Genomic DNA, 14,991 nt, shown 5'->3' on the forward strand with positions numbered 1-14,991 from the left:
AGACGGTCATGGCGGTTCTCGGCAAGAACCGCCGCCTTGGCTTGGAGCGTGCAATGTCTTGAGTTGGTCCCCACCCGACAAGCGGCCTCCTCAACCCCCGCATCCCCTCTCGCATCCCGCCTCACCGCAAGGCAGGGCGGTAACCCAAGCCACCGCCCCGGCCCAAATCATCGCACCGTCAGCGTCGTGCTCTTCAGCGTCGCGGAGTCCGGCCCGGCTGAGATGGTGAAGGTGCCGGGCTCGACGACATGGCGCATCTGGCTGTTCCACAGCGCCAGATCGTCGGGGGTCAGGGTGAACCGCACGGTCTTCTTCTCGCCCGGCTTCAGCGTCACGCGCTCGAAGCGCTTGAGTTCGATCACCGGGCGCGTCACCGATGCCTCGTCGTCATGGACATAGAGCTGGACGACCTCGTCGCCGGCCACCTTGCCGGTGTTGGTCACGTCCACTTCGACCGTCGCCTTGTCGGCAATGCCGATCACGGGCGTGCCCAGCCGCGGTGCCGCGATGTCGAAGCTCGTGTAGCTGAGGCCATAGCCGAACGGGTAGAGCGGGCTGGTGTCGCCGAACAGATAGCCGCGCCGCGCGCTCGGCTTCTTGTTGTAGTAGATTGGCAACTGGCCGACATTGCGGGCGATCGACACCGGCAGCTTGCCGCCCGGATTGTACCGGCCGAACAGCACATCGGCCAGCGCGTTGCCGGTCTGCTCGCCCAGATACCAGCCCTCGATCAGCGCCGGCGCCTTTTCCGCCAGAGTGTTGACCGAATAGGGGCGGCCGTTGAGCAGGATGACGACCACCGGCTTGCCGAGCGCGAAGATTTCCTTCGCCAGCCTGTCCTGCGGCCCCGGCAGGTCGAGCGTCTCGCTGTCGCCCAGATGGTTGTCGGCCCATGCCTCGCGGCTGACCGCTTCGTTGCCGCCGAGCACCAGCACGACGACATCGGCGTTCTTCGCGGTTTCCACGGCCTGTGCGCGGAGCTGGTCGTTCACCGAATCGGGCACCAGCGCGACATCGTCCTGCGACCAGTTGCGGTGCGTGGTGATGCGGATGCCCTCGGCATAATCGACGCCGAACTTGCCCTTGCCCTCGGCCTGCATCGCTTCGAGCACGCTGACGACATGGTTGGGCAGGTCCGAATAGCCGCCGATCGGCGTGTCCTTCGCGTGGGTGCCGATCACCGCCATGCGCTTGATGCCCTTCGCGTCGAGCGGCAGCAGGCCCTGCGCGTTCTTCAGCAGCACGATCGATTCCCGCGCTGCCTGACGGGACAGGGCGATCGCTTCGGGCGTGTTGGTGCGCGCGGCGGCCAGCTTCACGTCGGGATAGGGATTTTCGAACAGCCCGCCTTCGAACTTCATGCGTAGTACGCGGCGCACGGCATTGTCGATCTCGCCCTGGCTGATGCGGCCCGCCTTCACCAGCTCGACAAGGTGGGTATAGGCCTCGCCATCGGGGGTTTCGACATCGACCCCGGCGTCCATCGCGCGCTGGGCGGCGTCCTTGGGATCCTTGAACATGTGGTGGCGGGTGATGAGCTCGCGGATCGCGAAATAATCGCTGACCACGGCGCCCTGGAAACCCCATTCGCCGCGCAGCACATCGGTCAGCAGCCATTTGTTGGCGTGGCTGGGGATGCCGTCGATCTCGTTATAGCTGGCCATCACCGACAGGACCGGCAGCGTCTTCACCGCCGCTTCGAAGGGCGGGAAGAAATCCTCGCGCAGCGTGCGTTCGCCGAGCGAGGCGGGGCCGACATTGGTGCCGTTTTCCGGCTGGCCATGGCCGGTCATGTGCTTCAGCGTGACGAACACCTTGTCGGGCGCCAGCGGCAGGGTGGTGCCCTGAAAGCCCCGGATCGCCGCGAGACCCATCTGGGTGACGAGATAGGGATCCTCGCCATAGGTTTCCTCGATCCGGCCCCAGCGCGGATCGCGGGCGACATCGACCACGGGGGCGAGGACGAGATTGGCGCCGCGCGCGCGGGCTTCCTTTGCGGCCATCGAGAAGATGTTCTCGACCAGCCCGGGATTCCAGCTGCTCGCCAGCGCGATCGACTGCGGGAAGCTGGTGGCGCCGGGGGCGACGAGGCCGTGCAGCGACTCCTCATGCATCAGCATCGGGATGCCGAGCCGGGTCTTTTCCACCGCCCATTTCTGCGCGGCGTAGATGTAGCGCGCGGTTTCTTCCGGGCTGCGGTTGATGTCGCCTGCATTGGCGCCGGCGGCGGTCGTCTGGCCGGCCGCGACGCCGCGCCGGTCATAGGGGCGCGAGATCATGCCGAGGCCGTTGGGGAAGTTGGCGCTCGCCTTGGCGGGATCGAACTCGCCCTTCACGTCCTGGATCAGGCCCTTGTTCAGCCATAGCGCCTGAAGCTGCTGGACCTTTTCCTCCAGCGTCATCCGCGCGAGCAGATCGTCGACGCGGGCTTCGACCGGTGCGCTCGCATCCTTGTAGAGCGGCTTTGCAGGGCGGCTGGCCTGCGTCTGTGCCAATGCCGGCACGGCCAACGGGCTTAGCGCAGTTGCCGCGATGGCAAGCGCAGCGAAGCGGCGGCGGAATGAGCGCATGTTCCTCTCCTTCAGGGTCCCCGGCGACGCTGCGACACGCGTCGTTCTCGATATGGTAGCGCTATCAGCTATACGGTTGTCCGCGCGCCACGGTCAACCGTTACGGTATTGAGGTGCAACGATTGCATTCCTGTGTCCCTGAACCTATGCCCGCAGCAGGGAGGGGCGATGCGCAGACCGAGCCGGCGTAGCCGGGGCACGATTACCGTACAGGATGTGGCGCGCGAAGCCGGCGTGTCCGCAATGACCGTGTCGCGCGTCGTCAACGGCGGCGCCAATGTCCGCGAGGCGACGCGCGAAGCGGTGCTCGCGGCGATCGAAAAGCTCAATTACTCGCCCAACAGCGCCGCGCGCAGCCTGGCGGCCGGGGCCGCGACGCAGATCGGCCTGCTCTATTCGAATCCGTCTGCCGCCTATCTCTCGCAATTCCTGATCGGCGCGCTGGCGGCGGCCCGGCGCGCGGGGTGCCATCTCGTGCTCGAGGCGTGCGAAGGCGAAAGCCCCGAGGAACAGGCCGAGGCGACCCGCGGCTTCGTGCAGACGCATGTGCAGGGCGTGATCCTGCCGCCGCCCTTGTCCGAGTCGACCGCGGTCCGCGCCGAGCTGGAAGCGGCCGGCATTCCCTGGGTGTCGGTCGCGATGGGGCTTGCACCCGAAGGCAGCCTGAACGTGCGGATCGACGATTGCGCGGCGGCGGCGGCGATGACGCACCATCTGATCGATCTGGGGCATCGCACGATCGGCTTCATTCGCGGCAACCCGAACCAGACCTCCAGCGCCGAACGCTATCGCGGCTTCGTGACTGCGATCGGCGAGGCCGGGCTGAACCTTGCCGACATGCCGGTGGAGCAGGGCTATTTCACCTTCCGCTCGGGCATCGACGCGACCGAGCGGCTGCTCGATCGGCCGGTGCCGCCGACTGCCATCTTCGCGAGCAACGACGATATGGCCGCCGCCGCCGTGGGGGTGGCGCATCGGCGCGGGCTGCATGTGCCGCAGGATCTGAGCGTCGTCGGGTTCGACGACACCCAGCTCGCGACGACGATGTGGCCCGAGCTGACCACGGTACGCCAGCCGATCGCGGCGATGGCGGAGGCGGCGCTGAAGATGCTGCTCGATACGCTGCGCGATGCAGCCATGCCCGAAGAGCATGAGCAGGTGCTGGCGCACCAGCTGATCCTGCGCGAATCCTCCGCTGCGCCCGGCAGCCGATAGCCCCGGCCAACCCCTCTCGCGCGGCGGGCACGACAACGCTATCATGGCGGCAGGAAAGACGCTTGCTTTTCTCGGTTGCACAGGCCAGCGTTACCGCTAACAACACCGCACATCCGGGGTGAGGAGAGGGATTACATGAATCAGACGGCGGAGCGGGCCAATTTCGGCCTGATCGGCGCCATCGTGGCTGTGGCCACGATCGGGGGCCTGCTTTTTGGATATGACAGCGGCGCGGTAAACGGCACCCAGCCGGGGCTGAAGGCCGCCTTTGCGCTCGACGAGGCGGGGCTGGGCTTCACCGTCGGTTCGCTGCTGATCGGCTGCTTCATCGGCGCCTTCTTCGCCGGCACGCTGGCCGATGCGATCGGCCGCCGCAACGTGATGCGGCTGGCGGCCTTCATCTTCCTTGTCGGCGCGCTGGCGCAGGGCTTTGCGCACCTCCACGGCGTGTTCGTCGTCGCGCGGATCGCCGGCGGTATCGCGGTGGGCGCCGCCTCGGTACTGTCGCCGGCCTATATCTCCGAAGTCGCGCCCGCGAACATTCGCGGCCGGATGACGACGGTGCAGCAGATCATGATCATTTCCGGCCTGACCGCCGCGTTCGTGGTCAACTATTACCTCGCGGCGGCTGCCGGCGCCTCGACCCAACCCTTCTGGGGCGGGCTGGAAGCGTGGCGCTGGATGTACCTGATGCAGGCGATTCCGGCGGCGGTGTTCCTGATCGCTTTGTTCTTCATTCCGGAAAGCCCGCGCTATCTGGTCGCCAAGGGCCATACCGAGCAGGCCACCAAGGTGCTGACCGACCTGTTCGGCCCGGTGACGGCGCGCACCAAGCTGGAGGAAATCCGCGCCAGCTTCACCGCCGATCACCGCCCGAGCTTCCGCGACCTGATCGACCCGCGCACCGGCGGCATCCGCCCGATCCTGTGGGCGGGGCTGGTGATCGCGGTGTTCCAGCAGCTCGTCGGCATCAACGTGATCTTCTATTACGGCTCGACGCTGTGGCAGCTCGCCGGGTTCACCGAAGCGGACTCGCTGCTCATCAACATCGTGTCGGGTGCGGTTTCGATCGCGGCCTGCCTCGTCACCATCGGCCTGGTCGACAAGATCGGCCGCAAGCCGTTGCTGCTGATCGGTTCGGCGGGCATGGCGGTGACGCTGTTCGTGCTGGTCTATGCGTTCGGCCATGGCTCGCTCGATGCCTCGGGCAAGCTGGTGCTGTCGCCCGAACTGGGCAAGATCGCGGTGGTGGCGGCGAACCTCTACGTCATCTTCTTCAACGTCAGCTGGGGCCCGGTGATGTGGGTGATGCTGGGCGAGATGTTCCCCAACCAGATCCGCGGATCGGCGCTGGCGGTGTGCGGTTTCGCCCAGTGGTTCGCCAACTATCTGATCGCGCAGAGCTTCCCGGTGATGGCCTCGAAGCTGGGCCTTGCCGTCAGCTACACCTTCTACGCCGTCTGCGCGGTGGTCAGCTTCTTCCTCGTCCTGAAGTTCATCAAGGAAACCAAGGGCAAGGAACTGGAGGCGATGGAGGGGTAAAGGCCCTTCGCCCTCCTCCTGTGCTCCCCTCCCGCTTGCGGGAGGGGCTGGGGGAGGGGAGGCGCGATCCTGGCGGGAGGTGAGTATTCCAGCCCCTCCCCCGACCCCTCCCGCAAGCGGGAGGGGAGTTTGTTTAGGGAGCTCCAATCGTGACCCGCACGCCCGTCCGTCCGTTCCGATCGCGCGAATGGTTTGCCGCGCCCGGCCGTGCCGATATGGCCGCGCTTTATCTCGAGCGGTTCATGAACTACGGCATCACGCCCGCGGAGCTGACCTCGGGCAAGCCGATCATCGGCATCGCCCAGTCGGGCAGCGACATCGCGCCGTGCAACCGCATCCATCTGGAAACGGTGAAGCGCGCCCGCGAAGGCATTCTCGCGGCGGGCGGCATCCCGATGGAGTTCCCGCTCCACCCGATCTTCGAGAATTGCCGGCGCCCGACCGCCGCGCTCGACCGCAACCTTGCGTATCTCGGCCTGGTCGAAATCCTCAACGGCTATCCGATCGACGCGGTGATCCTGACCACCGGCTGCGACAAGACAACGCCCTCGTCGCTGATGGCGGCTTCCACCGTCGACATTCCGGCGATTGTCCTGTCGGGTGGCCCGATGCTGGACGGCTGGCATGAGGGCGAGCTGGTCGGCAGCGGCACGGTGATCTGGCGCAGTCGCCGCAAGATGGCGGCGGGCGAGATCGACGAGGCCGAGTTCCTGCGCCGGGCGATGGAAAGCGCGCCGTCCTCGGGCCATTGCAACACCATGGGCACCGCCTCGACGATGAACAGCCTGGCTGAAGGGCTGGGCATGAGCTTGCCGGGCTGCGCGATGATCCCGGCGCCGTACCGCGAGCGCGGGCAGATCGCCTATGAGACCGGCCGCCGTATTGTGGAGATGGCCTATGAAGACCTTCGCCCGTCGAAGATCCTGAGCAAGGCCAGCTTCCTCAACGCGATCAAACTGCTGACCGCGATCGGCGGGTCGACCAACGCCCAGCCGCACCTCAATGCGATGGCCGCGCATGCCGGCATCACCATCACGCCCGAGGACTGGCAGACCGGCTATGACCTGCCGCTGATCGTCAACATGCAGCCTGCGGGGCAATATCTGTCCGAGCGTTTCCACCGCGCCGGCGGCATCCCGGCGGTGCTCAAGCTGCTGGTCGATGCCAGCATAGTCGACGGCAGCGTCGCCACCTGCACCGGGCGCACCATGGCCGAGAATGTGGCGGACGCGCGGGTGCTCGATCCCGAGGTGATCTTCCCGATCGACAAGCCGCTGATGGAGAAGGCGGGGTTCCTGGTGCTCACCGGCAACCTGTTCGACATGGCGATCATGAAGACCAGCGTGATCTCCGACGCTTTCCGCGCGCGCTATCTCTCGACGCCGGGGCAGGAAGGCGTGTTCGAGGTGCGTGCGGTCGTGTTCGACGGGTCGGACGATTATCACCACCGGATCAACGACCCGGCGCTCGCCATCGATGACAATTGCATCCTCGTCATTCGCGGCGCGGGCGTATTGGGCTGGCCCGGCTCGGCCGAGGTGGTCAACATGCAGCCGCCCGATGCGCTGCTGCAGAGCGGCATCCAGAGCCTGCCGACGCTGGGTGACGGACGCCAGTCGGGCACGTCGGACAGCCCCTCGATCCTCAACGCCTCGCCGGAAAGTGCGGCGGGCGGGGGGCTTTCGTGGCTGCGCACCGGCGACATGATCCGGATCGACCTGAATGCGGGGCGGGTCGACGCGCTGGTCGCCGAGGACGAGATCGCCCGCCGCAAGGGCGAACCCGCGCCGCCGATCCCGGCCAGCAACACGCCGTGGGAGGAGCTGTACCGCGAGAAGTCCGGGCAGTTGCACGAAGGCGGGGTGCTGGAATTTGCGACCAAATATCGCGGCACGGGGTTGAAGGTGCCGCGGCATAATCATTGACGGGGGAGGGGGCTGTCACCCTCACCCTTCCCATCGCTGGCGCGATGGGCCCCTTCCCTCTCCCAAGGGGAGAGGGAGAGAAACACCTCTCCCTTTGGGAGAGGGAGGGGCCCGCTGCCGCAGGCAGTGGGAGGGTGAGGGTGAAGACGTCCCCCTCCGTGCCACCCCTTAGATGCCCTGAGTCACTCCCCAGTGATAGTTAACGTCGCGTCATCATCGGGGGAGACGACAAGGCGATGGACGAGGCTTCGGCGAAGCGGCCGCGCAATGCGGCGAATACGCGGGCGACGATCCTCGCGGCGGCCAAGGCGCTGCTGGCGGAGAAAGGCTTCGCCGAGTGGGGCGTCAACGCCATCGCCCGGGCGGCGGGGTACGACAAGCAACTCATCTACCGCTATTTCGGCGGGATGGACGGCCTCGCCCAGGCGATCGCCGAGGATGTGTCGGCGTGGATGGAAACCGCCCTCGCGCGCCCCGACCATGTCGCGCCGCCCGCCAGCTATGCCGAACTGATGGGGAATGTAGCGGTGGCATTGCTTGATGCGCTGCGCAGCGACCCGCTCGCGCAGAAGATACTCGCCTGGGAATTGTCGGCCCCGTCTGCGCTCGCCGCCGCCTTTGCCGACGCGCGCGGCAAGGCACTGAGTGCCTGGATCGCCCGCGAACGCGGCACGCTGCAACGCCCGGCCGGGATCGACGCGCCGATGCTCAACGCGCTGCTGATCGCGGCAGTCCAGCAGCTGGTGCTGTCCGGCGCCGCGAGCGGCCGGTTCCTGGGGCTGGACCTGAGCAACGAAGCCGGCTGGGAGCGGGCACGCGGCGGCATCGCCGGGCTGACGCGGGCGATGTATCAATAGGGTATTGCGATACCGAGGTTGTCGAAGTTGCGATTCGACACACGCTGCGGGATTTCCACGCCATCCATGCTCTTGGCGCATGTGCGTGGGATGCGGGCAGGGTGGGGATTGTTGCTACCCGTTCCTCTGCTTTCCCCTCCCTGAAAGGGAGGGGTTAGGGGTGGGTCCGCCGCCGTTAGGCGGCGGGAGCCGACTGTGGACGAGGACTAGCTTCTCAGGAGCGCGCAGACGCGCGCACCCACCCCCGGCCCCTCCCTTTCAGGGAGGGGGGAAGAGGGAGGTGGCCTACGCCCCGACCCGGATCATCGCGGTCGGCTGCCCTGCCACGGTAACGCGGAAGCTGAACAGATCGCCCGAGGACGGGCGGGCGGCCTTTTCCTCGGCCGAGAGATGCTTGTTCGCGGTGGTGGCGAACACCGTTTTGAGGTCGGGGCCGCCGAACGCGATCTTGGTGATCGCATCGACCGGGAACTCGACGATCTCGACCAGCTCGCCCGCCGGCGAATAGCGGCGCACCGCGCTGCCGGCATAAAGGCTGACCCAGACATAGCCTTCGCTGTCGACGCAGGGGCCGTCCGGAAAGCCTTCGCCTTCGCCCAGCCGCACGAATTCGCGGCGGTTCGCCAGCGTGCCGTCCTCGGCGATGTCGCAGGCATAGACGATCTGGCCGAGCGTATCGACATGGTAAAGCGTCTTACCGTCGGGCGAGACGGCGGGGCCGTTGGTGATCGCCACCTGCGGGCAGGTCGCGACGCAGGTGCCGTCGGCGGCGAGGCGATAGATGGTGCCAGTGGCGGCGCTTTCGCCATCGTCCATCGTGCCGAACCACAGCCGGCCATCGGGATCGACGGTGCCGTCGTTCAGCCGGTTGCCGGGCAGGCCGGGTTCGGGATCGACCAAAGCTACGAAGCTGCCATCGGCCGGATCGAACCGGGCAAGGCCGGTCTGCAGGCCGGCGATGAAGCCGCCGCTGGCGCAGGGCAGCGCGAAGCCCACCTGTGCCGGCGCGTCCCAGCTCTTCTTTTCGCCGGTGGCGGGGTCATAGCGGTGGATCTTGTGGCTCTTGATGTCGACGAACCACAGGGCGGCGTCGCGCTCCACCCAGACGGGGCCTTCGAGAAGTGGCGCCGCAAGACCCCACACGCTCTCCGGCGCCGAAACCACCACCTTGTCGGTCATCTTATCTCCAGCCTGCATCGACGAAAAATTCGTGCCCCGTTACCAGCCGGGCATCGTCCGATGCAAGGAACAGCGCCATAGCGGCGATGTCGTCGGGGACCAGCCGGCCCTTCAGGCACTGCGCGGCGACGATCTCGGCTTCGCCTTCGGGCGTGTACCATTTCAGCTGGCGCGGCGTGCGGACATTGCCGGGCACGATGCAGACCGAACGGATGCCGTCGGGGCCAAGCTCGCGCGCGAAGCTGCGGGTGAGCCCTTCGATCGCGGCCTTGGCAGTTTGATAGAGCGTCAGTTCCTCCAGCGCGAGGTGCCACGAGATCGAGCCGAGATTGATGATCACGCCCGCGCCCCTGGCCTTCATGCCGGGGATCACCGCCTGCGCCATGAAGAACAGGTGGCGCAGGTTCACGTTCATGCGGTTGTCCCAATAGTCGGGCGTCACCTGCTCGATCGTGTGGCGGTCGTCATTGGCGGCATTATTGACCAGCACGTCGAAGCTGCCTTCGGCGTCGATCAGTGCCTGCACCTGCGCCTGGGCGGCGGCGATGTCGGTCAGGTCCACCTTGTGAAAGCGCGGCGCGATCGGCGCTCCCGCCAGGCTGGCGACCAGCGCATGCGAATCTTCTTCGGCAATGTCGAAAAAGGTCACGTCGGCGCCCTGGTGGACGAACCCTTCGACCAGCCCGGCGCCAATCCCCGAGCCGCCGCCGGTGATGAGAACGCGCTTGCCCTTCAGGCTGGGATAGACCGCACGCAGCTCGCGCGCGAGCGGAGCGTGCTGAGGATCGGCTTGCGACATGAAGACCCTTATGCGTTCGAGAGAAGGCCGCGCGCGGCCAGGTTGCGCATCAGATCGCGGATGCCGAACGCCCAGGGCGCGGCGGCCTTGGACGTGGTGACGCGATTGACGAGCGCGCCGAGCTTCGGCGTAGAGATGCGGACGACATCGCCGACCTTGTGGGTGAAGCCGCGGCCGGGATGGTCGCGATCCTGCACCGGCGCGAACAGCGTGCCGAGGAACAGCGCGAAGCCATCGGGATATTGGTGCTCGCTCAGCGCCTGGCGGACCAGCTCGGTCGGGTCGCGGCTGATCTCGCTCATCTTGTTGGTGCCCGACAGGCGATAGCCTTCCGGCCCGTCGATGGTGAGATCGACCACCGCGCCGCGCACATCGTCCATGGTGAAATGGTCGTCGAACAGCCGGATGAACGGGCCGATCGCGGTGGAGGCGTTGTTGTCCTTCGCCTTGCCGAGCAGTAGCGCGCTGCGCCCCTCAAAGTCGCGCAGATTGACGTCGTTGCCCAGCGTTGCGCCGCGGATGGTGCCGTTGCGATCGACCACCAGCACGATTTCGGGCTCGGGATTGTTCCAGTCGCTGTCCGAACGGATGCCGATTTCGGTACCCCAGCCGACCGAGGAAAGCACCGGCGCCTTGGTGAACACCTCGGCATCGGGGCCGATCGCGACTTCGAGATATTGCGACCACATGCCGGCGTCGATCAGCGCCGCCTTCAGGCTGGCGGCCTCGGCGGTGCCCGGCACGACCGAGCGGATGCCTGCGCCGACCTTCGCTTCCAGATCGCTGCGGATTTCGGCGGCCTTGGTCGAATCGCCGCGCGCGCGCTCCTCGATCACGCGCTCCAGCGCCGACACGGCGAAGGTGACGCCGCACGCCTTGACGCATTGCAGGTCGATGGGGGCGAGCAACTGCGGCGCAGTCTCGGTGCCCAACGCATCGACGCTGCACAGCACCGGGCCGTCGAGCGTCGCGATGTCGTCGCGCTCCAGCAGGTCGGCGACAGTCGGCGCACTGGCCGATACGTCGATCAACTGGCCACCGCGGACCAGCACGGGGCTGGGGCCTGCGGGCGTTTCCACGCGGCCGACCAGAATCGCCTGCGCATGATCTGCAGGCAGTAAATCTGTACGTGCTTCCAAGACCTCTCGCCTTGTCCAGTTTATGATTGTGATAGCGCTACCAATGCGGCTGGCCAACGGGGCTGTCAAGCGCCGCGCGGCGAGCGGGCTAAACCTTGTCGATATGCGAGCGCATTTCCTCCACAATGGCCTCGCGCGGGCGCATCGCGCCGCCTTCGCTGGCGTGGACGATCTGCCATGGGCCGAGCAGATCGGCCGCGACGATCGCTTCATAATTGCCGCGCACGCGCTGCTGCAGCGCGATGTCGGCTTCATATTCGTCGAAGCTGCGATCGGTATAGCTGCGCTGGGCCTTTTGCAGGATCAGTTCGCGGGCCAGATCCCAGGGCGTGTCGAGGTAGAAGGACAGGCGCGGGCGGGGCAGGGCGAACTGCCCGATTTCCAGCGCGAGGATCCAGTCCATCAACGCGCGGCCTTCGTCGCCGCCCAGCTTGGCGCCCTGATAGGCCATGTTCGAGGCGACATAGCGATCGAGGATCACCACCTGATGCGAGGCCAGCGCGTCCAGCAGCGTCTCCCGCCATTCGAGCCGGTCGAGCGCATAGAGCACCGCGGCCGCGCGCGGCGATACGGGCACGGCGAGCTTGCCCGCCAGCATCTCGCCGATGGTGACGGCCGCCACAGTTTCCCCATAGCGCGGGAAGCCGATGATGGTGGCGCTGCGCCCGGCCGCGTTCAGCGCATCGCACAGTCCGCGCGCCGCCGTATTCTTGCCGACGCCATCGGCGCCCTCGATCGCGATCAGATCACCCATGACGCCGCCTTAGCAGGATGGGTGGCGGAGTCACGCGGGCTGGAATCGTTCAGACGAACAGCGCCGCCACCACGGCTGCCAGCGCTGTCGGATCGCAATCGTCGAGGGCGATTTCCAGTTCGGGATTGACGCTATAGCCGATCGTGCGGCCCGAGCGGTCGGCGCCGACCGACAGCAGGCGCCAGCCTTCTTCCTCGCGCAGTGCGGCGATGCCGCCGGGCAGCGGCTGACGGTCCGGATCGACGATCACGGTGGCGGTGCCCGGCAGGCCCGCCCCCAGCGTCGCGCGCCCGACCTTCAGGCCGAAGGCGCGCGGACCGGCGATGCCCGGCGCTTCGACGTGCTCGCCCGTTGGGGTGTCGGCAATCAGCCCGTGGCGCAGCGGCGCGCCCTGAACGGGCACCAGCCGCCCCGTCGAGGTCGCCGCCGCCGGTCTCGCGACAGGCAACGGCGCACCGGGCGCCTGACCCAGCTCTGCCGCGAGTTCGGCGATGCGGGCCCGGGTGCGCGCCATGCGGCCTTCGATGTCGGTGACGATGGCGAGAAAGCTGTCCAGCTCGCCGGCCGCAAAGCGCAGCTCGATCAGTGCGCGCAATTCGACTTCGTCGGCGACGCCGAACAGCGCGAACAAGGCGGCCTGGGTGGTGGCATTCCAGCGCGGAAAGGTCTTCTGTGCATTTTCGACGCGCGAGAGGTTGACCGGCGGCAGGCCGTACTCGCGTTCGATGACAGCGATGGTCAGCGTCGAATCCCCGGCGCGGCGCGCGCGCACCGCTGCGGCCAGCAGCACTGCAAATCGCTCTTCCGGCAGGTCCGGCGCCGTGGTGTCACGGAAGGGCTGGGCCCATTGGTCGAGATCGAACCCGGCTTCGCAATCGAGCAGCAGGTCGACCGGCGCAATGCCCAGCGCCTTCGCAATGCGGCGTAGTTCGTCGGTACGGGCGAAGACCTCGCCCCGCTCGATCTTCGACAGGCGGATATAGGGAATTTCCGGGATCGCAGAAGCGAGCCGCAACAGCTTTGGATAGCCCCGCTGTCGCCGCTGTTCGCGCAGCCGATTCGGAAAAACGACCGCTCGGTTGAGATCGATCCGCACCTCGCCGCCCCCAGCGCGGTGTCGCAGTTCCTGCCCCATACCCTGCATTCATCCGTCCCGTTTCGCGCATAGGAGCGCGGTTCGGGACTAGTTTGAAGTATATTTTGGATAATACAAGGTAAACGCGGCCATTTTAATGGAAAGAATGCATCCGATCCGGACATGACCACAGTGCGCACGGGCCCTCGGGGTTGAGCGGCACAATGGTCGTCAGGCGGCTGCTGCCCGCGGCATGCTGGATCAGCCAGCCATTTTCGGCGGTGGCGGGATGCTCGGGGGAGAAGGCCACGCCAGTCCCGTCGGTAATCACGCCCAGGCGGCGGGGCGTGGAGGGCCAACGGCCGGCAAGATAGGTCAGCAGCGCGGCGGCGGCGTCCTGCATCGCGCCTTCGTCGCTGTCTTCCGGACAGAAGCCTTCCGGCGCCGCGTCGATTTCGGCGACCAGGCGAAAATCATCGCCCCGCCACCATTGCATGCGCAGGCGGCCGTTCAGATGTTGCTCGACGCCCAGGATCAGCTGTGCGCCCACCGGCAGCAGCGGCACGGCGCAGCGCGCCATTTCTTGCGCCAGTTCGGTCAGTTTGCGGTTCGGGCGCGGCAGCGCGGGCGGCTGGCCGGCGGGTACAACCATAATGGAATCGCTGCTCATGGGGCGCTCCGCTGCGAAGGATCAGTTCATTATAGGAGCATTCTGCTCCCGACGGATCAGTGCAGGGCGGCGCTGCTCGGAGCGGCGGGGGTAGGCAGGAGCACCGCCTCGACCGTTTCGACGTTCGGCTTGGCAACGCCGACTTCGATGCTCGCCGGATCGATGGCGCGGACGCTGGCAAGGCGGTTGTGCGGCTGGCTGGCGTCCGGGATGATCGGCGTGGCCGGACGGCTGGCAGGTGCCGGGCGACGCTTGGCGACGGCGGCCTTGCCATATTCCGACATCACGGCGAAGCGCGGATCGGCGGCGGCGATTTCGGCAATGGCCTTGGCGGCGCGCTTGGTGATCTGGCGGACGCGCTCCTTGGTCACGCCGGTTTCGAGCGAAAGGTCGTCGAGCGTGGCGGTCTGGAACACGCGGCGGGCAACGATTTCGCGGTCGCGCTCCAGCTTGGCTTCCAGCTTTTCCAGCTCGGCCGGGTCGATGCCATGGGTTGCGGTGCGCAGGCGCGGCCCTTCGCGGCGCAGCGCTGCTTCTTCCCGCTTCGGACGCGGGCGGCGACGGAGCTGCTCGATACCCACCTTGCGGAGGTGATCGACATAGGCTTCGATCAGCGACTGGATCGCGCCATCGGCAAGATAGTCCGAAGCGGCGCTTTCGGTGCGGGCCAGCGCGTCTTCATCCTCGATCAGCGCCTCGGGCGAGAGTTCGTCGCCATCCGACGAGGTGGTGAGAGCGCTGAGAGAAACGGTGGTCGCTTCGACCTTCTTGGCCGAGGGGCGCTGGTCGGTCATCAGGCGGAAGCGCAGGCTCTGCAGCTCGCCGCGGATCTGCCAGTTGACGAAGGTGGTGAACTGGGCCTTTTCCGGCTCATAGGCCTGGATGGCGCGGTGGACGGCGATCGCGCAGCACTGTTCGGCATCGTCCCAGTGGCTGGTCAGGCCATATTGGCGGATGAAGTGGCGGATGCGGGGGGCAATGAGCTTCAGGATCCGGGCGAAGGCGCGATCGACTTCTGCGCGCTGGCGGGCGGTCTGCTTGGCGTCCTTCGGCGTATTCTCGATGACGGTTGCGACTGCAGCCTCGAGAGCGATCGTGATTTTCGACATGTTCAACTTCCCCTGGTGCGTCCTGGCGCCCGCTGTTTTGGCGCCGTCGACAAGGGAAGATTTGGCCGGAATATCTTAAAGGAGTGCTAATTGATCCTATAGGTTAAACCCGGGAATTATAGGTATAATCCACTAGCGTGCTAGCCCTAAGCACATG

12 protein-coding genes are annotated in these 14,991 nt (G+C 66.7%); 4 read left to right on the forward strand and 8 right to left on the reverse strand.

What is annotated here, in order from left to right; genetic code table 11:
* Positions 1-167: 167 nt before the first annotated feature.
* Complete coding sequence (locus ACT53K_RS11710) at positions 168-2,570, reverse strand: glycoside hydrolase family 3 N-terminal domain-containing protein (protein ID WP_476228831.1); 2,403 nt, start codon at positions 2,568-2,570, stop codon at positions 168-170.
* Between the two features lie 168 nt (positions 2,571-2,738).
* On the opposite strand from ACT53K_RS11710, the gene ACT53K_RS11715 reads away from it, so the two are divergent.
* From ACT53K_RS11715 to ACT53K_RS11730, 4 genes are all read left to right on the forward strand, one after another.
* Positions 2,739-3,785 carry a LacI family DNA-binding transcriptional regulator gene (locus ACT53K_RS11715; protein ID WP_476228832.1) on the forward strand — a complete coding sequence of 349 codons (1,047 nt, stop codon included), beginning with the start codon at positions 2,739-2,741 and terminating at the stop codon, positions 3,783-3,785.
* A gap of 135 nt (positions 3,786-3,920) precedes the next feature.
* Positions 3,921-5,327, forward strand: a complete 1,407-nt coding sequence (locus ACT53K_RS11720) for a sugar porter family MFS transporter (RefSeq protein WP_476228833.1) — start codon at positions 3,921-3,923, stop codon at positions 5,325-5,327.
* A 146-nt stretch (positions 5,328-5,473) separates the two neighbouring features.
* Positions 5,474-7,252 (forward strand): IlvD/Edd family dehydratase, encoded by a 1,779-nt coding sequence (locus tag ACT53K_RS11725; protein WP_476229050.1) that lies wholly within the window; start codon positions 5,474-5,476, stop codon positions 7,250-7,252.
* A gap of 236 nt (positions 7,253-7,488) precedes the next feature.
* Positions 7,489-8,109, forward strand: a complete 621-nt coding sequence (locus ACT53K_RS11730) for a TetR/AcrR family transcriptional regulator (protein ID WP_476228834.1) — start codon at positions 7,489-7,491, stop codon at positions 8,107-8,109.
* A gap of 285 nt (positions 8,110-8,394) precedes the next feature.
* Here ACT53K_RS11730 and ACT53K_RS11735 read toward each other — a convergent pair whose 3' ends face one another.
* The 7 genes from ACT53K_RS11735 to ACT53K_RS11765 form a co-directional block, all read right to left on the reverse strand.
* Entirely contained in the window at positions 8,395-9,288 is an 894-nt protein-coding gene (locus ACT53K_RS11735) for an SMP-30/gluconolactonase/LRE family protein (RefSeq protein WP_476228835.1), read from the reverse strand.
* A gap of 1 nt (position 9,289) precedes the next feature.
* The gene (gene xylB / locus ACT53K_RS11740) at positions 9,290-10,087 is read right to left on the reverse strand and encodes a D-xylose 1-dehydrogenase (RefSeq protein ID WP_476228836.1); all 798 of its coding nucleotides are present in this window, start codon (positions 10,085-10,087) and stop codon (positions 9,290-9,292) included.
* Between the two features lie 8 nt (positions 10,088-10,095).
* The gene (locus ACT53K_RS11745; protein WP_476228837.1) at positions 10,096-11,226 is read right to left on the reverse strand and encodes a fumarylacetoacetate hydrolase family protein; all 1,131 of its coding nucleotides are present in this window, start codon (positions 11,224-11,226) and stop codon (positions 10,096-10,098) included.
* A gap of 88 nt (positions 11,227-11,314) precedes the next feature.
* Complete coding sequence (locus ACT53K_RS11750; protein WP_476228838.1) at positions 11,315-11,980, reverse strand: dTMP kinase; 666 nt, start codon at positions 11,978-11,980, stop codon at positions 11,315-11,317.
* A gap of 49 nt (positions 11,981-12,029) precedes the next feature.
* The gene (locus ACT53K_RS11755) at positions 12,030-13,124 is read right to left on the reverse strand and encodes a helix-turn-helix domain-containing protein (RefSeq protein ID WP_476228839.1); all 1,095 of its coding nucleotides are present in this window, start codon (positions 13,122-13,124) and stop codon (positions 12,030-12,032) included.
* Positions 13,125-13,209: 85 nt separating this feature from the next.
* Positions 13,210-13,725 (reverse strand): hypothetical protein, encoded by a 516-nt coding sequence (locus tag ACT53K_RS11760; protein ID WP_476228840.1) that lies wholly within the window; start codon positions 13,723-13,725, stop codon positions 13,210-13,212.
* A 56-nt stretch (positions 13,726-13,781) separates the two neighbouring features.
* Positions 13,782-14,834, reverse strand: a complete 1,053-nt coding sequence (locus ACT53K_RS11765) for a sigma factor-like helix-turn-helix DNA-binding protein (RefSeq protein ID WP_476228841.1) — start codon at positions 14,832-14,834, stop codon at positions 13,782-13,784.
* Between the last annotated feature and the right edge of the window lie 157 nt (positions 14,835-14,991).

This window comes from Sphingomonas sp. DMC8 (assembly GCF_056314185.1).